Annotated in this window: 16 protein-coding genes; 12 read left to right on the top strand and 4 right to left on the bottom strand. The window is 56.4% G+C overall.

Going from position 1 to position 21,400, the window contains the following annotated elements; all coding sequences use genetic code 11:
• Positions 1-38: 38 nt before the first annotated feature.
• From JYE50_RS02895 to JYE50_RS02885, 3 genes are all read right to left on the bottom strand, one after another.
• The gene (locus tag JYE50_RS02895) at positions 39-1,124 is read right to left on the bottom strand and encodes an ABC transporter substrate-binding protein (RefSeq protein ID WP_084094286.1); all 1,086 of its coding nucleotides are present in this window, start codon (positions 1,122-1,124) and stop codon (positions 39-41) included.
• Between the two features lie 169 nt (positions 1,125-1,293).
• Positions 1,294-1,584, bottom strand: a complete 291-nt coding sequence (locus tag JYE50_RS02890) for a hypothetical protein (protein ID WP_084094284.1) — start codon at positions 1,582-1,584, stop codon at positions 1,294-1,296.
• A 16-nt stretch (positions 1,585-1,600) separates the two neighbouring features.
• Positions 1,601-4,480, bottom strand: a complete 2,880-nt coding sequence (locus JYE50_RS02885; protein ID WP_084094282.1) for an insulinase family protein — start codon at positions 4,478-4,480, stop codon at positions 1,601-1,603.
• A gap of 167 nt (positions 4,481-4,647) precedes the next feature.
• Here JYE50_RS02885 and JYE50_RS02880 point away from each other — a divergent pair, with 167 nt between their 5' ends.
• The 6 genes from JYE50_RS02880 to JYE50_RS02855 all read left to right on the top strand — a co-directional run bounded on the left by JYE50_RS02880 (position 4,648) and on the right by JYE50_RS02855 (position 10,938).
• Positions 4,648-5,652 carry a deoxyguanosinetriphosphate triphosphohydrolase gene (locus tag JYE50_RS02880; RefSeq protein WP_084094280.1) on the top strand — a complete coding sequence of 335 codons (1,005 nt, stop codon included), beginning with the start codon at positions 4,648-4,650 and terminating at the stop codon, positions 5,650-5,652.
• Positions 5,653-5,755: 103 nt separating this feature from the next.
• A complete protein-coding gene (gene dnaG / locus JYE50_RS02875; protein WP_084094279.1) occupies positions 5,756-7,522 on the top strand; it encodes a DNA primase in 1,767 nt (588 codons plus the stop codon).
• Positions 7,523-7,598: 76 nt separating this feature from the next.
• Entirely contained in the window at positions 7,599-8,726 is a 1,128-nt protein-coding gene (gene rpoD, locus JYE50_RS02870; protein WP_084094278.1) for an RNA polymerase sigma factor RpoD, read from the top strand.
• Positions 8,727-8,731: 5 nt separating this feature from the next.
• Positions 8,732-9,436 carry a class I SAM-dependent methyltransferase gene (locus JYE50_RS02865; RefSeq protein WP_084094277.1) on the top strand — a complete coding sequence of 235 codons (705 nt, stop codon included), beginning with the start codon at positions 8,732-8,734 and terminating at the stop codon, positions 9,434-9,436.
• Positions 9,433-10,203 carry a Nif3-like dinuclear metal center hexameric protein gene (locus JYE50_RS02860; protein ID WP_084094276.1) on the top strand — a complete coding sequence of 257 codons (771 nt, stop codon included), beginning with the start codon at positions 9,433-9,435 and terminating at the stop codon, positions 10,201-10,203. The genes JYE50_RS02865 and JYE50_RS02860 overlap by 4 nt, the downstream gene beginning before the upstream one ends.
• A 33-nt stretch (positions 10,204-10,236) precedes the next feature.
• Positions 10,237-10,938 carry a zinc ribbon domain-containing protein gene (locus JYE50_RS02855; RefSeq protein ID WP_084094275.1) on the top strand — a complete coding sequence of 234 codons (702 nt, stop codon included), beginning with the start codon at positions 10,237-10,239 and terminating at the stop codon, positions 10,936-10,938.
• 62 nt (positions 10,939-11,000) lie between these two features.
• Here the strand turns inward: JYE50_RS02855 and JYE50_RS02850 are convergent, their stop codons facing one another.
• On the bottom strand, positions 11,001-11,711 hold the full coding sequence (locus JYE50_RS02850) for a leucine-rich repeat domain-containing protein (protein ID WP_084094274.1): 711 nt from the start codon (positions 11,709-11,711) through the stop codon (positions 11,001-11,003).
• 174 nt (positions 11,712-11,885) lie between these two features.
• Here JYE50_RS02850 and JYE50_RS02845 point away from each other — a divergent pair, with 174 nt between their 5' ends.
• The 6 genes from JYE50_RS02845 to JYE50_RS02820 all read left to right on the top strand — a co-directional run bounded on the left by JYE50_RS02845 (position 11,886) and on the right by JYE50_RS02820 (position 21,389).
• Positions 11,886-12,902, top strand: a complete 1,017-nt coding sequence (locus JYE50_RS02845; RefSeq protein ID WP_084094273.1) for a LacI family DNA-binding transcriptional regulator — start codon at positions 11,886-11,888, stop codon at positions 12,900-12,902.
• An 18-nt stretch (positions 12,903-12,920) separates the two neighbouring features.
• Positions 12,921-14,396: a 4-alpha-glucanotransferase gene (gene malQ, locus JYE50_RS02840; RefSeq protein ID WP_084094272.1), complete on the top strand. Its 1,476-nt coding sequence runs from the start codon at positions 12,921-12,923 to the stop codon at positions 14,394-14,396.
• Between the two features lie 14 nt (positions 14,397-14,410).
• A complete protein-coding gene (locus tag JYE50_RS02835; RefSeq protein ID WP_084094271.1) occupies positions 14,411-16,750 on the top strand; it encodes a glycogen/starch/alpha-glucan phosphorylase in 2,340 nt (779 codons plus the stop codon).
• Between the two features lie 62 nt (positions 16,751-16,812).
• Entirely contained in the window at positions 16,813-17,151 is a 339-nt protein-coding gene (locus tag JYE50_RS02830; RefSeq protein WP_179138171.1) for a DUF1622 domain-containing protein, read from the top strand.
• A gap of 126 nt (positions 17,152-17,277) precedes the next feature.
• Positions 17,278-17,928, top strand: a complete 651-nt coding sequence (locus JYE50_RS02825) for an MIP/aquaporin family protein (RefSeq protein WP_283399133.1) — start codon at positions 17,278-17,280, stop codon at positions 17,926-17,928.
• Between the two features lie 68 nt (positions 17,929-17,996).
• On the top strand, positions 17,997-21,389 hold the full coding sequence (locus tag JYE50_RS02820) for an insulinase family protein (protein WP_084094268.1): 3,393 nt from the start codon (positions 17,997-17,999) through the stop codon (positions 21,387-21,389).
• The last annotated feature ends 11 nt before the right edge of the window (positions 21,390-21,400 follow it).

The following is a 21,400-nucleotide window of genomic DNA, read 5'->3' as shown; positions in this document are numbered from 1 at the left end:
GCAAGCGCCTCGTCCCCTGATGTGGTTCCGGATCGGGATTACTCAGTCTTGAAACGGTCATCCGCTTCAGCGCCGGCTTCCTTCAGAGCGTTGAAGTATTCTTCAACATATTTGGAAGTGTTTTCCTTCGCGTCATTGAAATCGTAATCGATGGTCTTGGAGGGATCCAGTTCCGGGAAAGCAGCCAGCGCAGCGGGCATCTCGGCATTGTCGATCACCAGGAACTGATAGCTGCCCGCGTCATCCGCCAGCTCCACGCAGTCGGGAGACAGGGCGAATTCGATCCACAGCTTGGCGGCATTGGGATGCTCACAGCCTTCAAAGATGGCGGTAGAACCGACTTCGTAGGCAGTGCCGTCTTCAGGGATGATCAGGCCGATGTTGTCATAGCCCTGCAGGATCTGGTAAACGCCGTCATGCAGGAAGCCGATACCGATAACACATTCTCCGGGGCCGACCTTCTTGGAGGGACCGGAACCGCTCTTGGTGTACTGGGCGATATTCTTGTCCAGCTCCACCAGGTACTTCATAGCTTCATCGTGGCCCTTGATCTGGACCAGGGTGTTAATCACCAGCTTGGCTGTGCCGGCGGTATTCGGGTTGGACAGCCAGATCAGGCCCTTGTATTCGGGCTTCAGCAGGTCGTCCCAGGTCTTGGGAGCTTCCAGGCCCAGGCGGCCCAGTTCTTCCTTGTTGACCATGAATCCCAGGATGCCCTGGTAAATGCCGTACCAGTATCCTTCCGGATCCCGGTAGTAGGGTTTCAGCAGGTGGGAGGCATTCTGGGCTTCATAAGCTTCCAGCAGTCCGTCCTTGGCTGCTTCATTGTAGGGATCGTTGGTGCCGCCGAACCAGACATCTCCGGAGGGGCTGCCCTTTTCTTCGGCGATCTTCATCTGAACCTCACCGGTGCTCAGACGTTGATAGTCGACTTTGATGTCATACAGTTCTTCGAACTTCTTGCAGGCCGCGATCAGGTAAGATTCTTCGCAGGAGCCGTAGACAACCAGTTCGCCTTCATCCTGTGCTGCGGCGATCAGTTCGTCCATCCCGCCCTCCGCGAACGCGGTAGCGATGCCGAGCATCATAGCGAGGGCAAGCAGCAGAGCCATTAGTTTCTTCATAGGAAAGATCCTCCTTATTATTCTATTCGCCGCGTTTTCCTGCGGCGGAATATACCAAAAACACCAAAAACATAATCAAAATAACAGATCCCTTCCGTATCCGGATATTTTGTTTCTTTTATGTTTTTATCTTATCATCGGCCCCTCTCTCTGTCAAGGAGGGAACTGCTCACTTCTCGTCTTCCCAGCCCAGGGTAAAATACCACTCTGAAGGCTGGATGTATTGAAAATTCGGGGAAAATTCCACGTCAAAACCCTGGTTCAGATAAATTTCCTGAAACAGTTCACGATGCTGGACCACATAGTGCTGCGGCGGAAAAACGATCTTTACGGTTTTTTCTCCAAGCTTCACTGCTTTACGGATTTCCTCGTTGATTTTTCCGCAGTACCAGATGCAGCGCAGGGAACGGCTCCCCCGTCCCGAATTGCGGCTTTGTTCGTTTGCCTGCTGCCGGTCCATCCTTCCGCCTCCTTTTTTACAGGTCCCTGACGGTCAGTCCCTCACAGTCCTTCAGCACACCCCTGTGTCCCACCACACAGACGGCGCCTTCCCGGCTGAAAACCTCAAGCCAGTCAGCGCAGCGGAGCAGGTCAGCGGGCTCCGCGTACAGGATCTGTTTGCGGATCTTTTCCGCTTCCTCCCGCGTATAGCCTGTCATATATCTTCCGTCTGCCAGGGAACCCTTGTCCCTGGGGCTCATCAGCGGATTCAGTTCATTCAGCGATGAAATAATATAGGGATCCAGGTTATTCCCCTTTTCAGCGAACTCCCGCAGGAACGCCGCCGCCCCGCTGTCCGCTTCCAGCGTCTTCGCCGGAGTGGGATCCCGGTATGAATAGGAATAGATGTTCCCTGTCCGGTCCACCTGGAGTCCTGCTCCGTAGGCTCCTCCCCGTACCCTGACCCTGTTCCACAGATAGTCCAGGCTCAGGATGGAGGAAGCCAGCCACATAGCGCCTTCAAAAGGGATGCCCATCCTGCTCAGGCGGTATCCCCTGACCGCGAAACCTGTCTGCGCGGGAATGCGGAATCCCGCCGCCATCGGTGCGTCCGTATGGTACGCCCGGACCGCCGGAACCGCTGTTCCTTCCGGGAAAGCGTCGATCAGTTTTTCCGGGATCATTTTTTCCGTTGATGTAACGCTGACCGTCATCCGTTTCCGGCACAGGCTTTCCTTCATCAGCCGTTCTGCCAGTTTCAGCAGGCCCGGCAGTTCCTTCTCCGGCTTCCGGGCAAGCTGATGGATATAGGCGGCAGCCACGTCTCCGTCCAGCGCGTTCCGCACCGTGTTCTCAGCGCTGAAATGGCTCAGGACATTTTTCACGCCGATCTGGTGACCTGCCGCGACGATCCGCTGGCGTGCCCCCATCTCGTTCTGCCTGAACATCTCCGTCATCCTGTCCCGGTCTTCGTACCGGGTCGATGTCAGGATCTCCGCCAGCAGTTCCTGGGCTTTTTCAGCGTTCTCCTCCAGCGCGCTGGCGGACGCGGTCAGGTATGGCGTGCAGGTTTCATCCTGCCCGGCCTCTGCCCGGGTGATAATGGCAAAGCTGAGGGATCCGATCCAGCGTCTGATCTCCAGCTGCAGCGAAAGCGCGTCATGCCTGTCAGTGGGCAGCCGCCCCAGGAGTCCCGTCATCTGGGAAAGGCGGGTCAGTTCCTTCAGGCTGAAGTCCGTCAGGGCAAAATAGGCTTTCAGGTGAACCACACCGTTGCAGTTCAGCTGGTGTGTCATCACGTTCACGTCTTTGTACCGTTCGACATCGGTTTCCGTCCATTCGGGCGAAACGTCCGCGTCGGACTTGCTGAGCCTCGGCAGGGTTTTCAGCTGTTCCGGCATGTCCGGTGTATTCTGCCATGCGGCAATATCGGCGATCAGCCGGTCATTGGCTTCTTTCTCCTCCGCGATCCATTGTCCGGTGATCCGTTCCAGGAGTTTTTGCTCTTCCTCCCGTTTTTCCTCTCCCAGTGTCCTGGAGGGCTTGGTATGCAAAGTCACCAGGTTTTCATGGTTCAGCAGCATGTCCGCGGCCAGCTCATTGAACCGTCCGCTGTCCAGCCACTCCTTCAGCTGTTTCACGATGCCCGCTGTTTCAAGGGTATCGGTGGGATCGGCTCCGTAGATCCAGTTGCCGAGGCAGCGGATGCACCGGCCGATTCCCTGGGGTTCCTCTTCCTCCCGAAGGATATAGATCGCCCGGTTCAGGGAGGCCTCCACCGCCCTGCGGTCCAGTCCCTCCGCGCGGATCTTTTCGCCGGCTTCCCGCAGCAGCGAAAGCACATCTTCTTCCCGGCCGTCTGTCACATTTTCCGCGTGGATGATCACCCAGCTCTGCAGCGTTGTGTCATCAACGGATACAGTCAGGTCTTCCACAAGTCCGCGTTCCAGTGCCATTCTTTTCAAAGGAGCTTCATTGCCGCCCGTCAGCACGTCGCAGATGATTCCCCTTGCCATGTTTTCGGCCCTGTCTTTCCAGGTGCCGGTAATCCTGGCCAGCGTCAGATAGCCGCGGTTCTCCTCCGGTTCTTCCTGGCCCAGTTCATACCGGATGGATTCCTCGGATCCCCGGGGCTGCTGATAAGTGTATTCAGGAATGTCTTCCCGGCGCTCATACCGCTCCAGGAAAGAATCAACCAGAGTCAGCATTTCCTCCATCGGGACGGCACCGTCCAGGTAGAAAAGCGCGTTCGAAGGATGATAGAACCTTCGGTACTGTTCACAGAATCGCTTATAGGTCAGCAGCGGAATGGCTTCCGGGTCTCCGCCGCTGTTGAATCCGTAGCTTGTATCGGGAAAAAGCTGCCGCATGAGCTGCCGGTCGATCAGCGTGTCCGTATCGCTCATAGCGCCTTTCATTTCATTGAAAACCACACCGCGGAACTCCGGCTCCCCCGCCTCATTCCGGTCCACATGCCAGCCTTCCTGGCAGAAGCGTTTCCGGTCCCGGATCACGGTCGGGTCAAACACAGCGTCCAGGTAAACCCCTGTCAGGTTCAGCAAGTCCCTTGCGTTCCGGCTGGCCACCGGATACATGGTCATATCGGAAAAAGTCAGCGCGTTCAGATAGGTATTCATGCTGCTCTTGAGCAGCTCCACAAAGGGTTCCTTCACCGGATATTTTCCGCTGCCGCACAGCACGCTGTGTTCAATGATATGGAATACGCCTGTATCATCTTCCGGCAGTGTCCTGAAAGTGACGGAAAACACCATGTTTTCCGCTTTGTTGTCTACCCAGAACAGCTGTGCTCCGGTTTTCAGATGCTCCAGGAGCACCGTCCTTCCGTGAAGTTCCTCACTTGTCCGGATCTCCTTCACGGCAAAGCCAGAAAACACCTGGTTCAGTTCAAAATTCATGTATACGGACCTGCCCCGCCCGGGGCTCTTTCTGTTGAATTTCAATCGATTTTTATTGTAGCTCTTTCCAATTCCTTGTCAAGTTTATGCAGGAATTTCAGGGTTTGCGTGGTATATAGTAAATGTGCCGGAGGAATACGGCATACCGGTTGAGAGGGGGCTTCGCTTTGAACATCCGTGAGAGGCAGGAACAGCATGAAAAGTCATATCTCGCTCCGTGGGCTGCCCGCTCCGCCGAAACCGCCGGCCGGGAACAGCCGGTTACCCCCTGCGAACTCCGTACCGAGTACCAGCGGGACCGGGACCGGATCATCCACTGCAAATCCTTCCGCCGGCTGAAGTTCAAAACCCAGGTGTTCCTCTCCCCGGAGGGAGACCACTACCGCACCCGCCTGACCCATACGCTCGAGGTTTCACAGGTCGCCCGCACGCTGGCCCGTTCGCTCCGGCTGAACGAAGACCTTACCGAAGCCATTGCCCTCGGGCACGACCTGGGTCATACGCCCTACGGCCATATCGGTGAGCGCACGCTCAACGAGCTCCTGCCCGAAGGCTTCCGTCATAACGAGCAGAGTCTCCGTGTTGTGGAAGTCCTGGAGAACAAAGGCGAAGGCCTGAACCTCACCAAAGAAGTCCGTCAGGGCATTCTTTCCCATTCCGGCAAAACAGAGCCGGCAACCGTGGAAGCGGAATGTGTCCGCCGTGCTGACCGGATCGCTTACCTGAACCATGACCTGGATGACGCGCTCCGCGCCGGGATTCTCAAACCTTTTGAGCTTCCGGAGGACTGCCTGAACGTCCTGGGCCACAGCCACCGGGAACGCATCAATACCATGATCACCGATATCGTCACCTGCAGTGAGGATAAACCTCATCTTTATATGTCGGCGCCTGTGGAAAGCGCCATGGACGGCCTGCGGGAGTTCATGTTTGACCGGGTTTACCGGGACGGCTGGCGTGATCCGGAGGAAGCCCGCTGTGACTATGTGCTCCGTCATCTTTTCGAGTATTACTGCGAACACCCCGGTGAGATGCCGGAGGAGTTTGTCATGATCGGCTACCGGGACGGAACGGAGCGCAGCGTATGCGATTTCCTTTCCTGCATGACCGACCGCTATGCCACCCGCAAATTCCAGGAGCTTTTTGTTCCTTCCGCCTTCCCTGCTTTCTGACCGGCGCCCCGCGTTTTCAGCTTCGCATTCTGTAAATGGTGACAGCCATTTATCTTTCTTTTTTCATCCTTTACTGATTATGAAAGAAAGGTGATTTCCGCTCATGTCCTCGCGCTTCCCCGCCGCCTGGCTGGATGAACTCCGCAGCCGGTCTGACATTGTCCAGCTCGTGTCAGGTTATGTGGCGCTGAACAAAAAAGGCCGGAAATACTGGGGCCTCTGTCCGTTCCACGGAGAGAAGACCCCTTCCTTTTCCGTGGACGGGGAACATCAGCTCTATTACTGCTTCGGCTGCAAAGCAGGCGGCAACGTCTTCCATTTCTATATGGAAATGGAGCACTGCACTTTCAACGAAGCCGTGGAGCAGCTGGCTGAGCGGGCCCATATGGCCCTTCCCGAAATGGAGAAGGACGAGGATTATGAACGCCGCCGTACCCAGCGGGAGCGTCTTCTTGCCGCCAACCGGGAAGCCGCCAGGTTTTACCATGAAAACCTGTTCACTCCCCAGGGTGCCGCTTCCCTCGCTTATCTCCGCCGCCGCGGTCTGAGCGACGGTGTGATCCGGAAGTTCGGCCTGGGAGCTTCTCCCGATGACTGGAGCGTCGTAAGCGACCGGCTTCTGCAAAAGGGATTCACCCTGGACGAGCTGGTTCTGGCAGGCCTCACGGTACGCAAAAAATCGGATAACGGAAAAGACCGTTACTTTGACATGTTCCGGAGCCGGGCCATGTTCCCGATCATTGATGCCCATGGAAATGTCCTGGCTTTCGGAGGCCGCACGCTGGAAAAAAAGGAGCCCAAATACCTGAACACCGCTGACACCCCTGTCTTCAACAAGCGCAAGGGCGTCTTCGCCGCCAACCTGCTCCGTCAGCAGCGCCACCTGGACCGTGTGATCCTCGTGGAAGGCTATATGGATGTGGTCAGCCTGACCCAGTTCGGCGTGGAAGGAGTATGCGCCACCCTCGGTACCGCCCTGACCAATGAGCAGGCCCGCCTGCTGAAGCGTTATGCTCCCCAGGTCTATCTCGGCTATGACGGAGACTCTGCCGGTCAGCATGCCATCCTGCGCGGACTGGAGATCCTGGAACAGGAAAACGTTCCGGCCCGGGTGCTGGATTTCCCGGACGGTCTGGATCCGGATGAGTTCATCCGCCGGGACGGCGCTGAAGGCTTCCGGAATCTGCCCGCCATTTCTCCGGCGGCTTACCGGCTCCGCCGCCTGAAGGACGGCTTCGACCTTTCCTCCCAGGACGGAAGGCTCGCCTATGCCCGTGGAGCCTCGGAGATCGTATCCGCCGTGGACCCCCTGGAGCGGGATGTTCTCCTCGGGCAGCTATCCGTGGAAACGGGTTTTCCCCGGGAAACCCTGACGGAGCAGATGAACCTGGCCGCGAAAAAACCTGTTCAGCAGCGGATGGAACCCGGAAACCGTCCCCGCCCCCTGCGCGCGGACCGGTCTGACGCCGCTTCTTCTGAGGATCTGAAGGCCCAGGAGATGCTGATCAGTCTTTTTGCTTCCGGCCAGATACCGAAAGATATGATCGAAGAAAAGGATTTTGACGATGACGAGTTGAAATCTTTATACAGGGAACTGGCAGCCGGTGCATCCCCCGCTTCGCTGCCGGACCTGGCACCGGACGATGTTTCCCGTTCAAGGTATACGCGTCTGCTGCTGACTCCCACCGCCGGTACCACCGATGAGATGATCGCCATGGCGACAGACTGTCTCACCCGGATCCGTAAGACCCGGCTGGAAAAACGTTACGAAGAACTGTCACAGGAGATTTCCACCGCTTCCGGGGACCGGCTCCCTGGTCTGCTGAAGGAAGTTCAGGAGATTTCCGATAAACTGAAAAAGCTTAAGTGAACAGCTGACCCGGATAATCTTTCATTCCGTCCGGGACCGACCGGCATTGTGCCGCTTACAGAAGGAGAGGATTCCATTGTCACAGTCACCCGAAAACAGGCAGAACCGTCTGGACGAGCTTTATGAGTACGGCAAGTCCAGGGGAACGATCACTTACAAAGAGATCATGGACCGGCTTTCCGGCATGGATCTCGACGCCGACCAGCTCGACCGCGTGCTTGAAACGCTCGAAGCCTACGGTGTGTCTGTTGTCAATGAAAGCGCTGACCGTCAGGTGACCCTGACAGAAGAACAGGCGGCTGACCAGGCTGCCGAAGTCGCCAGCATTGAAGGGGATGACAATACCCCCATCGACCTGAGCGTTCCGGAAGGCATCAGCATCGATGACCCGGTCCGCATGTACCTCAAGGAAATCGGCAAGGTTCCGCTCCTGACCGCGGATGAGGAAATCGAGATCGCAAAGCGGCTGGAAGCCGGTGATGAAAGTGCCAAGCAGAAGCTGGCGGAAGCCAACCTTCGCCTGGTTGTTTCCATCGCCAAGCGCTATGTCGGCCGCGGCATGCTCTTCCTCGACCTGATCCAGGAAGGCAACCTGGGCCTGATCAAGGCCGTCGAGAAGTTTGACTACCGCAAGGGCTTCAAGTTCTCCACCTACGCCACCTGGTGGATCCGCCAGGCCATCACCCGCGCCATCGCGGACCAGGCCCGCACCATCCGGATCCCCGTGCACATGGTTGAAACCATCAATAAGCTGATCCGCATTTCCCGCCAGCTCCTCCAGGAATACGGCCGTGAACCCACACCGGAAGAGATCGCCAAGGAAATGGGCATTTCCGAGTCCAAGGTCCGGGAGATCATCAAGATTGCCCAGGAGCCCGTATCCCTTGAAACCCCTATCGGTGAAGAAGAGGACAGCCACCTGGGTGACTTCATCCCCGATGAGGACGCCCCCGCCCCCGCGGAAGCCGCTTCCTTTGCCCTGATGAAGGAACAGCTCATGGATGTACTGGACACCCTGACCCCCCATGAAGAGAAAGTTCTCCGTCTTCGTTTCGGCCTGGATGACGGCCATCAGCGCACGCTGGAGGAAGTCGGCAAGGAATTCAACGTTACCCGTGAGCGTATCCGCCAGATCGAGGCAAAGGCCCTGCGGAAGCTCCGTCATCCGTCCCGCAGCAAAAAACTGCGTGATTATCTCGACTGACCGCCATGGCACACATGATACAGCTGGATGCCCGCCTGTCCCTCGCTTATGATCTCTATGATCCCTGCGAACTGGCAGCGGACATCGGCACAGACCACGCCCATTTACCGGCCGCGCTCCTGCAGCGCGGCCGCTGTCAGCATATGATCCTCACGGACCTGAGCGAAAGCGCGTTGAAAAACGCCCGGGATACGATCATCCGCTGCCGCCTGTCAGACCGTACCGATCTTCGCGCCGGCGACGGCCTGCAGCCCCTGCGGGACGAAACCTGCGGCATGATCTCCGTCACCGGCATGGGCGGGCGCACAGTGCATGATATCCTGCTGGAAGGCAGGGATAAACTCCGGAGTGCCTCTCTCGTGCTCTCCGCGCATACAGATCTGCCGCTGATCCGGGAGGCTGTCTGCCGGATCGGCTATCACCTGGACCGGGAGGAGCCCTGTTTCTCCGCCTGCAGGTATTATCTGGTGCTTCGCGCAAGACCCGGTGCCCGGGAGATGACCCCGCGGGAGATCCGGCTGGGCGGTCCCCTGTTTGATTCCGTTTCTCCCTGGCTGGTCCCCTACCTGACCCGCCGGCGTGAAGTGCTTGAGCATAAACTGAAAGGCCTCATTTCCGCCGAATCCCCCGATGCGGAATTTATTGCGCAGGTACGGGAGGATATCGCGTTTTATGATGAATCCATCAGGAAAGGAAGTACAGGCTCATGACAGTCGGGGATTTTTATGACCTGATCAATCAGATCGCTCCCTTTGACACACAGATGGAATTTGACAATTCCGGTCTGCTGGTCGGCTCCGCCTCGCAGGAGGTCAATACGGTCCTTTTTGCGCTGGACGTAACACAGTCTGTCATTGATGAGGCGGTTTCCCGCGGGGCTCAGCTGGTCATCACCCATCATCCGCTCATGATCAATCCCATCCGCACCCTGACCGATGACGCGTATGAAGGCCGGCTCATCCGGCGTCTGGTGAAGGAAAACATCAGCCACATCGCCGCCCATACCAATCTGGACCAGGCTCCCGGCGGGATCAATGACACCCTGGCGGAGCTCTGCGGGCTGACGGAGATTTCCGGAGAAGGCTTCCTTCGCTGCGGTCTCCTGCCGGTACCCCTGACCGCTGCCGAATATGCCCGCGCGCTTCGGAACCGGCTCCATACGGAAGTCCGGCTCATGGGTCCGCAGGACGCGGTGATCCGGAAGGTTGGACTGTGCAGCGGCGGAGGCAGCGATGAGTGGCATTCCGCACTCCTGTCAGGCTGTGATGCCTTCATCAGCGGTGAGATCAAACATCACCACGCGCTCGATATGGCGGACAACAGGCTTGTCGGCCTGGAATGCGGTCACTTCAGCACCGAGGAACCCGGCATCCGTGCTTTGGCCTCGGCTTTACAAAATGCCCTCAATACGGTAGAATGTAATGTGCGGATATATGTGTCGGAGATATCCGCGTATTCCTTTCCCCGGCAACCGTGACAGGCGGTAATTCTGTCAGAAGGAGGCTCCCTTATGGACAAGTTTGAAGCTCTGTGGGCTTACCAGGAAGAAGACATGAAAGCGGACGCCATCGCCGCGGCGATTAAGCGCTCCCCGACCCGGCAGAAACTGGAAAAAGCCCGTGATTTTATACTGGATCGCCAGAAGCAGTATAAGCAGATCGAAGAGGACGTTGCCGCCATGGTGGACCGCAAGGACATCATTGCCCAGGCCATCACCCGTTCCCGGGAACAGCTCGGCGCCCTGCAGAGCCGCTTCGAGGCCAATCCGCCCCAGACTGCTGAAGATGTCAAGGCCCTGCTGGCTGAAGTCAGCCGCTGCCGGGACACCATTCGTCAGTATGAAGTCGAGATCAGCCGCATCGTAAAGGAAACAGACGCCAACGAAAAGCTTTCACGCAATGTCCGCCTGGAAGCCGCGAACGCCAAGAAATCCTTCGATCAGCTCAAGACTGAATATGAAGAGGAGTCCAAAAGCAAGAAGGGAGACCTGGAAACCCAGCGGGCCAAAGCAAAAGAGATTATGGCCTCGGTGGATCCGGCCCTGCTGGAGGAATACGAAACCATCAAAAAGCACATTTCCCCGCCCGTTGCCCGGCTGACTCACGGACAGTGCGCCGGCTGCAACACTTCCCTTCCCTCCGCCATCCTTTCAAAGATCAAGAGCGGAGCGCTTGTGGAATGTGAAACCTGCGGACGGATGATCATTCCGTAATGACAGCCGGATAAAAAAACCCGGACAGCTGCATAGCTGCCCGGGATTCCTTTTGCCTGGAATCAGTAAACGATCCGGAAGTCATCCGCGCATTCACCGAATGCGTTCTGGCCGATCAGGACGTCATCCCCGCCGGGAAGGATCACCCTGCTGAGCATGGAACATTTCAGAAATGCCATGTTCCCGATGGACTTGAGTCCGGAACCGAATGTGATCTCCTGCAGCCGGTCGCAGGAAGCGAACGCGCATTCATCAACGATTTCCAGCGATTCGGGAAGCCGGATCTTCTCCAGCTCCGTACATCCGCCGAAACAGCATTTATCCAGTTTGGTAACGCCCTCATCGATCACCACGGTCTTCAGGCTGGTGCACTGGGCAAACGCCCGGATCCCGATGGTCTGGACAGATCCCGGAATCCGTATGGATTCTAGTGTCGGATCACACAGGCACATGGCGGTGTCGATCCCGGTTACAGGCAGTCCGTTCACGGTATCCGGAAAAACGACATCCGCGTCTGTTCCGCTGTAGGAAACCAGCACCGCTGTTTCCCCGTCGTCACTCATCCGGTATTTGAAATCTCCGTCAGAAAATGTGGGAATATTATATCCGCTGACTGAAAAGGAAGCGGAAAGACCTTCAACTGAACCGGGGCCGTTGAGCGCCGAATGGAATGATTCCTCCAGTATGTCGTCTTCCGTTTCACTCATTCCGGCAGTCACGCCGCAAAAAAGCACGCACAGCACAAGAAACACTGCCGCAGTCCGCTTTTTCACGGTGCTCACCTCCCGGATAAATCGTATTTTTTATTATAGGTCATGCATTCTGAAAAATCAACCGAGGCAAATGTGCAAAAGGGATTGACGAAACGGAGACCATGTGATAATCTTTCGTTGAAAACGTTACCGTTATCGTTTCCGACTTTTGGAAAATGAGAGGGGTACATTAGTGTGAAAGTCTACACAATTAAAGACATTGCCGCTATGGCCGGAGTCTCTGTCACTACGGTCAGCCGGGTCCTGAACAACCGTCCGGATGTTAACAGCGCCACCCGCGCGAAGGTGGAGCAGATCATCCAGAACTGTCATTTTGTCGGCAACACGAATGCCCGCGGCCTCAAGCAGGGTAATGAAGTAATCTGCGTGGTCATCCGCGGTCGTTCCAATCCGTTCCTGAATTCACTTGCGGAAGCGATCCTGGACCGGGCCGACAATGTGCCGGACAACTTTGTCACCGAGTATATCGATGAACGGGGCGATGAGTTTATGACCGCGCTCCGGATGACCCGGCAGAATCACGTCAAGGGACTGATCTTTGTCGGAAGTCTGATCGACGCGCGTGTGGAAGCCATTCGCGGACTGGATGTCCCGATGGTCTTCACCACCGTCAGTGCTGAGTCTGCTTCCCTGCCGCGGGCTTCTTCCGTCGCGGTGGATGACCGCAGCATGGGCAGGATCGTTGCGGAAGAGCTGCTCAACAGCGGCCACCGCCGCATTGCGGTCTTCGGTTCCAATCCGGTGGCAGGCGATTCCCTGGCCATGCGCTTCCAGGGCTTCTGTGATGCCTTTGCGGACCGGGGTCTGACCTATGACCATACTCTTTACCGGGAAACCCGCTTCTCCTTTGACGCGGGATATGAACTGGCCCGTACCTTCTTCGCGGAGCGGCCGGATGCCACTGCCCTCTTCGCTATGAGCGACACCGTGGCTGTAGGCGCGATCCGCGCGCTGAAGGATCTCGGCAGGTCTGTACCGGAAGATATCAGCGTGGTCGGTTTTGACGGTGTGGATATCAGCCGGTACACCGTTCCCCGCCTGACTACCGTTGAACAGCCTGTGGATGAGATCGCGCGCCGCAGCGTCAATCTCCTGCTTGATATGATGGAGAAGAATTCCACACCCCGTCACATTGTCGTTGAGGCAGCCTTCCGCAGAAGAGAATCCGTCGCGCAGTGCAACCGTGCATAAAAGAAAGGAACGATCATTATGCGTACCAGCGGCATCCTGATGCATATCTCCTCTCTTCCCTCTCCCGGCGGGATCGGCTCCATGGGGGAAGAAGCTTACGCTTTTGCTGATTTCCTGCAGGCTTCCGGCATGCGGATCTGGCAGGTTCTTCCTGTCGGGCCGACCGGTTACGGTGAAAGTCCCTACCAGGCTTCCTCCGTTTTCGCCGGCAATCCCCTGCTGATCTCCTGCGGTCTCCTTCGTAAGGAAGGCCTTCTTGATTACGCCGACGAGGAGGAATTCAAGCCTTCCGATCCGGAGGTTGTCGATTACGAATCCGTCCGCAAAAACAAGGAGATGCTTCTCCGCCGCTGCTATGAACAGTCCCGGGAAAAGCTTTCCGGTCAGGTCAGTGAATTCTGCGAAAACAATCCCTGGGTGCAGGATTTTGCCCTCTTCACGGCTGTCAAGCAAAAGTTTGGCGGACAGATGTGGACGAAATGGCCGGATGAAGCCATCCGTTTCCGCCGTCCAGATGCTGTGAAGCAGTATACGGAAGAGCTCCGCGGTGAGATCGACTATCATATCTTCTGCCAGTACCTGTTCCGCCGCCAGTGGTTCAGTCTGAAAAAGTACTGCAACGAACGGTCGATCATGCTTTTCGGCGATATGCCGATCTATGTGGCTGAAGATTCCGCCGATACCTGGACTCATCCGGATATATTCCAGCTGGATAAAAACCTGGTGCCCAAGCGGGTCGCCGGTGTCCCGCCGGATTATTTCTCCGCGGATGGCCAGCTTTGGGGCAACCCTCTTTACCGCTGGACCTACCTGCGTTTCCGCCGGAAATTTGACTGGTGGATCGACCGGATGAAGGGGATGGCGCAGCTGTTCGACATGATCCGGATCGATCATTTCATCGGCTTTGCGAACTATTACTCCGTGAAAAACGGAATGCCCAATGCCCGGAAGGGAAAATGGGTCATCGGTCCCGGGAAATCCCTCTTCAAAGCCCTGGAGCGTGAAGTCCGGGATATCCGGATCGTCGCCGAGGATCTGGGCTGCGTCAACAACCGTGTGCGCAGGCTTCTGGATTGGTGCGGTTTTCCCGGCATGAAGGTGCTGACCTTTGGTTTTGATTCCGATGAATCCAATCCGCACTTTATCGGCCATTATACAAAGAACACCGTTGCCTATACCGGCACCCATGATAATGACACCACGCTGGGTTGGGCTGAAAAAGCTGATCCGAAAGCCCTGGCCTTCGCTGAAAAAACGCTTAACTTCTCCGGGAAGGAAGAAGCCCCGGACGCCTTTATCCGCGCATTGTTCAAAAGCCCCTGCGATACCGTGGTCATTCCCATGCAGGATGTGCTGGGCCTGGGCGGATATGCCCGGATGAATTACCCCGGCACCACAGGCGGCAACTGGGTATGGCGCATGAAACCGGATCAGCTTTCCCTGGACCTTTCCATGAAATATTACAGGCTGAACAAGGAGACCCAGCGTCAGTAAGGAGGAATACTGAAATGAACGCCAAGCAGCTGCTGAAAGATGCAGAACAGCGTCTGATGACCGAATACCATAAAGATATACAGCACGCCAACGCGCAGGAACTGCATAACGCGGTTTCCGGCGCTGCCATGGATGCCCTGGCGCCTGTCTGGGCCCGGAAGGAAGCTGCCCGCTTCCCCCGCCGCCAGGCTGCCTATCTGTCCATGGAGTTTCTCGTCGGCCGGCTGGTTTACAACAACCTTTACTGTATGGGCCTGCTGGAGGATGTAAAGGCGCTTCTGAAAGAAAAAGGCGTGGATATCGCCGTCATGGAGGATGTGGAGGACGATGCCTTCGGAAACGGCGGTCTCGGACGTCTTGCCGCCTGCTTCCTGGACAGCGCCGTTACCTGCAATGTACCGCTCACCGGTTACGGACTTCGTTTCCGCTACGGCCTGTTTAAGCAGGACTTTGTGGACGGACGCCAGGTGGAGCTGCCGGATGACTGGTCCAGGTACGGAGACCCCTGGTCCATCCGCCGGATCGATGAGGCTGTTGTTGTCTCCATGAAGACCGGCGATGTGCTGGCTGTCCCCTATGATATGCCAGTGGTCGGTTTTGGGGCGAAAAATGTGGGAACCCTGCGCCTCTGGCAGACAGAAAGCCTCAATGAGGTTGACTTTGCCGTCTTCAACAGTCAGGATTATGCCAAAGCAGCCGCGGATAAAAACAAGGCGGAGGACATCACCAAATTCCTGTATCCGAATGACACCCGGAAAGAGGGTAAACAGCTGCGGGTCAAGCAGCAGTATGTCCTCGTATCCGCCACCATGCAGGATATCCTCCGTTCCTACCGCAAGCGCCATGGCAGCGATTATTCCTTCTTTGCCAAGGAAGTGGCTGCCCAGCTGAATGATACCCATCCCACCATGGCCATTCCGGAACTGATCCGCCTGCTGGGTGAGGACGGCATATCCTTTGAGGACGCTTTCCTCATCGCCCGGGATACCTTCGCTTATACCAACCATACCGTCATGCAGGAAGCCCTGGAAAAGTGGGATCTTTCCCTTCTTTCCTCCGTCTGTCCGCAGATTGTTTCCGTCATCCGGAAGATTGATGCCCGTTTCCGCCGGGAGATGAAAAAAGCCGGTAAGGAGATCACTCCTTCCCTCTGTATCATCCTGGACGGACGCGTTCACATGGCGGAGCTTGCCACCTACGCCACCCATGCCATCAACGGTGTGGCTGCCCTGCACAGTGAGATCCTGAAGAACGACGTCTTTGCCGACTGGTATCAGCTGTATCCGGAGCGCTTCCAGAACAAGACCAACGGTATTACCCAGCGCCGCTGGCTGGGCCTGTGCAATCCGGAGCTGACAAAGCTGATCACGGACCAGATCGGCCCGGGCTTTGAAACCGACCTGGACCGGCTGAAGGAGCTGGTTCCGAAGATCAACAAATCCCTGTGCAGCAAATTCCGTACCGTGAAGAAGGCCAAGAAGAAGCAGCTTTGTGCCGAGATCCTGAAAAAGGAAGGCGTCGTGCTGGATCCGGACATGGTCTTCGATGTCCAGGTCAAGCGCCTGCATGAGTATAAGCGCCAGTTCATGAACGCCCTCAGCATCCTGGCGATCTATGACCAGCTGAAACGCGGCCAGCTGAAGGATCTCCCGCCTGTCGCCTTTGTTTTCGGCGCCAAGGCTGCGCCCGGTTATGACCGCGCGAAAGCCGTCATCCACTGGATCAACATGATCGCGGATAAGGTCAATAACGATCCGAAGACAAAGGACCGTCTCAAGGTCGTCTTCGTCCGGAACTACAACTGTTCCTGGGCGGAGAAGATCATTCCCGCCGCCGACATTTCCGAGCAGATCTCCCCTGCCGGTACAGAGGCTTCCGGCACCGGCAACATGAAGCTGATGCTGAACGGTGCTGTCACCCTGGGTACCTTTGACGGTGCCAACGTGGAGATCGTGGAGGAAGCCGGGAGGGAAAACAACTACATTTTCGGTGCCACAGTGGAGGAACTGGAGAAGATCAAAGACTCCTATGATCCTGTAAAGATCTACAATAAAAATGCCCTGCTCCGCCGTGCCCTGGATACCCTGGTCAACGGCACCTTCCCGGATGATGACGGCCGTCTGAAGGAACTGCATGACGCGATCCTGAAGGGAGCCTCCTGGCATAAGCCCGATCATTACTATGTCATGAAGGACTTCGGGGATTATTATGAAACCAAGCTGCAGGCCATCCGCGACGCGAAGGCCGATGAAACCGCCTTTGCCCGCAAATGCCTGATGAATGTGGCCTGTTCCGGCAAATTCTCCTCCGACCGTACCATCCGTGAGTATGCGAAGGACATCTGGAAAATCTGAGGTTGCATTTACGTCCGGAACAGGATATAATCAGCGCATCAACCCGCCCGGAGGGAATGCCCATGTTTGAGACGATCGAGAACATTTTCGAGGTGTGCCTTGGCTGCGCCATCACCATCGTGGAGATCATCGGCGCGCTGATCATCCTGTATTACGTCATCAAAGCCCTGGTCTTCCTCCTGCAGAAGAAGCACAACGCCTGCCGCGGTTCGCTGACGATGGGGATCACGACGGGCCTGAACTTCCTGCTGGCCAGCGAAGTGCTCAAAACCATCATCGCGCCGGGCTGGAAAGAGATCGGCATGACCTGCGCGATCCTACTGATGCGCGCAGGCATGAGTCTCCTCGTCCACTGGGAAAACAAGCTGGAAGTGGAGAACGGGGAACCCGGAAACAAATAATGCGGCCGATCACCGCAGGCGCCCCCTCCCGGGGCGCTTCTTTATATCCGAAGCGCTTGAAAAACACTCCATCTTGTATTACAATAATCACAGTTCCACAACAATTGGATATAAAGGAGGATGCGTATGAAAGACATCAAGAAGTATCTGGCTGAGTTCATCGGTACCCTGGTTCTGGTTCTGTTTGCCTGCGGTGTTGCGGGGCAGATATGCGCCACGGGAGTCTCCGGGCTGATTGGTACTGCCCTTGCCTTTGGTCTTGTCATCGTCGCCATGGCTTATTCCATCGGCAATATCTCCGGCTGTCATATCAATCCTGCTGTTTCCATTGCCATGCTGGTAAACAAAAAGATCTCTGTGAAGGATTTCTGCGGTTATATCGTGGCTCAGTTCCTGGGTGCCATCGCCGGCGCTGCAATCCTGAACGCCATTGTGCAGGATACCGCGAAGCTTGGCTGCAACGCCCTGTATAACGGTAATGCATGGCTCAGTTTCCTGATCGAGGTGATTCTCACTTTTGTCTTTGTCATCGCGATCCTGGGCGTAACCTCCAAATCCTCTAACGGTAATATTGCCGGCCTTGTCATCGGCGGTGCCCTGGTGCTTGTCCACCTGTTGGGCATTGCCTTCACCGGAACCTCAGTAAACCCTGCCCGTTCCTTCGGCCCGGCCCTGATCGCCGGAAACCTCAGCGGCATTTGGGTATTCCTGCTGGCTCCTCTGGTTGGCGGTGTACTCGCTGCTGTCATTTACCGTTTCCTGGATCCTGAACAGTAAGAGCACCTGCTCTTCTGGCTGCCCCGGATCCCGGGGCAGCTTTTTAAACCATTTTCGGAGGAAAAGAAATGAAAAAACTGTTATCCCTGTTCCTTGCCCTTGCCCTGCTGGCCGGTGTACTGCCAGCCATGGCAGAGCCTGCCCCGGCTGAAACCGCTGAAGCTGTCGCCCTCCCCTCTGTCGGGGATGTGGTTGAAGGCTTTGAAGTCAAAGAGATCCGTCCTTTTGAGATGATCGGCGCGGATCTGGTGCTTTTTGAGCACCTGAAGACCGGTGCAAAACTCCTCTACATCGCCAATGAGGATACCAACCGTGCCTTCCAGCTGACCTTCCCCACCCGGCCGGTCGATAACACCGGCCTGCCCCATGTGTTTGAGCACAGCACCCTGTCCGGATCTGCGAAATATCCCAGTACCGCCCTGTGGTTCAATCTGGTTTATCAGTCTTACCAGACTTATATGAACGCCTATACCACGGACGCCATGACCAGCTATCCGGTCGCGTCCCTTTCTGAGGAGCAGCTGCTTGCCCTGGCGGATTTTTATACAGACTGCTGCCTGCATCCGATCGTCAAGGAACGTGAGGACATCTACCGCACGGAAGCCTGGCGTTATGAAATGGAGGACATGGACAGCCCCCTGACGCTGAACGGCACCGTTTACAGTGAAATGACCGGCGCCATGACGCTGGAGAGCAGCGCCATGGACAATGCCAACCTGGTCACTTTCCCCGGTGCTGCCCTGACTTACAACTACGGCGGAAAGCCCGAAGCCATCCCGGACATGACCTGGGATGCTCTGAAAAACTACCACGACACCTTTTATCATCCGTCCAACTGCATCTGCCTCCTGTACGGTTCCTTTGAGGATTACACTGCGTTCCTGAAGCTGCTGGACGAAGCCTTCAGTCCCTATGAGAAGAAGGAATTCTCCTTCACCGACAGCGGCTATACGCGGATCACTGAGCCCGTTGTCACCAGTGTTCCCTACGCTGTCGCTGAGGGTACCGATACGGTCAATCAGTCCGTGATCTACTACTATATCATCTGCCCCGGTCTGAAGGACAATAAAGCGCAGCAGCGTGCTGTGGACCACGTTTGGGAGCTTCTGGGCAACGAAGGATCCCTGCTCATGCAGAACCTGAAGAAAGCCTTCCCCGCCGGTTCCTTCTCCTGCGGCCGCGAGCTTGCAGCCCCCGATGACGCCCTTGTCTTTGAGGCAACCAATGTCAATGCAGAAGATGCCGAAGCTTTCCGTACCGTGGTCAATGACTCCCTGAAACAGATCGCGCAGGACGGCTTTGATCCGGTTCAGCTGGATTCCATCGTGACCACCCAGCTGCTGAACAGCAAACTGGCGCTGGAAAACGGCAATCCGGTCGATACTGTCATGGCGAACTTTGCGTATGACTATGCGGTCACCGGCAACCCCTTCGATTATGCCGAATCCACAGAAGACCAGGCCAATATCATGGATGAGAACGCCAAAGGCCTGCTCACCGCCGCCATCTCCGACTGGTATGTGGATCCCGAGCTGTATACACTGACCACCACCTATCCCGAACCCGGCCTGAAGGAAAAACAGGACGCTGCCCTTGCCGACAGGCTGGCGGAGATCAAGGCCGGTATGACGGAAGAAGAAAAGCAGGCAGTCATTGATGCCACCCATGCCGAAGAAGAGGAAGATGACAACGGCGAAATGATCGCCGCCCTTACCCCGGTTTCCGTTGCTGACCTGCCCGAGGAAATCCGTCAGTATCAGATCACCGATGAAACCGGTGCGGACGGCGTCCGCCGCATGACCGCTGTAGCCGGTGTGGACGGCGTTGGCAAAGCAGATCTGTACTTTGACGCCCGTACCCTTCCCCAGGAAGACATCCATTACCTGCGTTTGTTCACCCGTCTGATGGGCCAGCTGGATACTGATGCTCACAGCAAGGAAGAGCTTGCCGTCCTCATGGGGCGCTATCTGATGGGACGCACCATTGGTGTGGATTCCTTCAGCACTCCGGAAAAGGATGATGTCCGTTCCTACCTGATTGCGGAGTGGATCGCGCTGGATGATGACCTGGCCGCCGGTTATGACCTGATGAAAGAAGTCCTGTTCCATACACAGTTTACGGACATCCAGACGCTTTCCGAACGGATCACAGCCCAGAAATCCTATGTGCGCAACACCATCGCAAGTACGCCTTATTTAGCGCTTTATGCCCGTCAGGAAGGTGTCGGCAGTCCCCGGTTAAGGTATTATGATTACCTGAACTATACTGCCTATTACGCTTTCCTGGAAGAGCTGGAGCAGCAGATGGCTTCAGAGCCTGAAAAGGTGGTTGCCCGCCTGCAGAATGTCCAGTCTTTCCTGGCCAACCGCAGCGGCGCTGTGGCCACCTTTGCCGGCAATGAAGCTTCCATAGCGGCAAACGCGCCTCTGGTGGATTCCTTCTTCGCAGATATCAATTCCGAAGAGCGTGAATGCCCGGTCTATGACCTGCCGGTCCCTCCGGTCAGGGAAGGTATTTCCGTCGACGGCAACATCCAGTTTAATCTGAATTGCGCCGCCTATAACCAGATCGGAATCGAGCCGGATTATGCCCTCAATGTGATCGCTTCCCTGGTTTCGGACCAGCTGCTTATCCCTGTCCTGCGGGACCAGATGGGCGCTTACTCCGTTTTCTGCGGTGCTGACGATGATGCCATGTACCTCATCTCCTACAGAGACCCCAATGTCAAAGCGACCTTTGACCTTTACGATTCCATTCCGGAAAAAATGGCGGCCCTGGAGCTGACGCAGGATCAGATTGACGGCTATATCATGAATGTTTATTCAGAGCTGGCAAAGCCCGCCGGTGAACTGGCCGGCGCTGTGGCTGCCATGACCGATGTCCTGCACCGCGTGCCGGAGGATGACAAAGTGCAGAAGATGCGTGCCTGCAAGAGCGTAACGCCTGAGAGCGTGAAGGCTGCCGCCTCGGTCTATGCTCTCCTGATGGAAAAGGGATGCCGCGGTACCGTCGGACCTATCGGCACCCTGCAGGCCAACGAGGATATGTATGATGCCATCCAAAATCCCTTCCACACCGAGGACCTGTCCCAGGTTTCCTTCTCCGATGTAGCGGAAGATCATGAACATCATGACGCCATCTATGCCGCGTTTACCAGCGGCATGATGCTGCCCAAGGACGAAGGCCTCTTCACGCCGGATGAACCCGCCACTGTGGGTGACTTCCTCGGCGGTCTGTATATGCTGATCGGCGGCGGATCCAACGATCCGGAAGCCTGCAAGGAAACGCTGGTGCAGTATGGTCTGGTTTCCGCTGACCAGGATCTGAATGCTGAACTGCATGAAGACCTGTTCTGTGATATCCTTACAGCCCTTGGTGCCGGATTCTCCACGGATACTCCGGACGCGGTTGTCAGCCGTGCGGACCTGGCCGATGTTTTCGTCCAGCTGAACGGAAACTGATTCAAAACCGA

It is taken from the genome of Aristaeella lactis, from assembly GCF_018118585.1.
In the GTDB taxonomy this organism is placed as follows: domain Bacteria; phylum Bacillota; class Clostridia; order Christensenellales; family Aristaeellaceae; genus Aristaeella; species Aristaeella lactis.
The sequence above is the reverse complement of the archived record's forward strand: the minus strand, read 5'-3'. Positions and strand labels throughout refer to the sequence as shown.

Bases quoted from the DNA above. Each gene is read 5' to 3' on its own strand.
- JYE50_RS02820 (WP_084094268.1), top strand. From the start codon at position 17,997: ATGAAAAAACTGTTATCCCTGTTCCTTGCCCTTGCCCTGCTGGCCGGT.
- dnaG (WP_084094279.1), top strand. From the start codon at position 5,756: ATGTCCTCGCGCTTCCCCGCCGCCTGGCTGGATGAACTCCGCAGCCGG.
- JYE50_RS02855 (WP_084094275.1), top strand. From the start codon at position 10,237: ATGGACAAGTTTGAAGCTCTGTGGGCTTACCAGGAAGAAGACATGAAA.
- malQ (WP_084094272.1), top strand. From the start codon at position 12,921: ATGCGTACCAGCGGCATCCTGATGCATATCTCCTCTCTTCCCTCTCCC.
- JYE50_RS02895 (WP_084094286.1), bottom strand. From the start codon at position 1,124: ATGAAGAAACTAATGGCTCTGCTGCTTGCCCTCGCTATGATGCTCGGC.
- JYE50_RS02825 (WP_283399133.1), top strand. From the start codon at position 17,278: ATGAAAGACATCAAGAAGTATCTGGCTGAGTTCATCGGTACCCTGGTT.
- JYE50_RS02865 (WP_084094277.1), top strand. From the start codon at position 8,732: ATGGCACACATGATACAGCTGGATGCCCGCCTGTCCCTCGCTTATGAT.
- JYE50_RS02860 (WP_084094276.1), top strand. From the start codon at position 9,433: ATGACAGTCGGGGATTTTTATGACCTGATCAATCAGATCGCTCCCTTT.
- JYE50_RS02890 (WP_084094284.1), bottom strand. From the start codon at position 1,584: ATGGACCGGCAGCAGGCAAACGAACAAAGCCGCAATTCGGGACGGGGG.
- JYE50_RS02885 (WP_084094282.1), bottom strand. From the start codon at position 4,480: ATGAATTTTGAACTGAACCAGGTGTTTTCTGGCTTTGCCGTGAAGGAG.
- JYE50_RS02835 (WP_084094271.1), top strand. From the start codon at position 14,411: ATGAACGCCAAGCAGCTGCTGAAAGATGCAGAACAGCGTCTGATGACC.
- JYE50_RS02830 (WP_179138171.1), top strand. From the start codon at position 16,813: ATGTTTGAGACGATCGAGAACATTTTCGAGGTGTGCCTTGGCTGCGCC.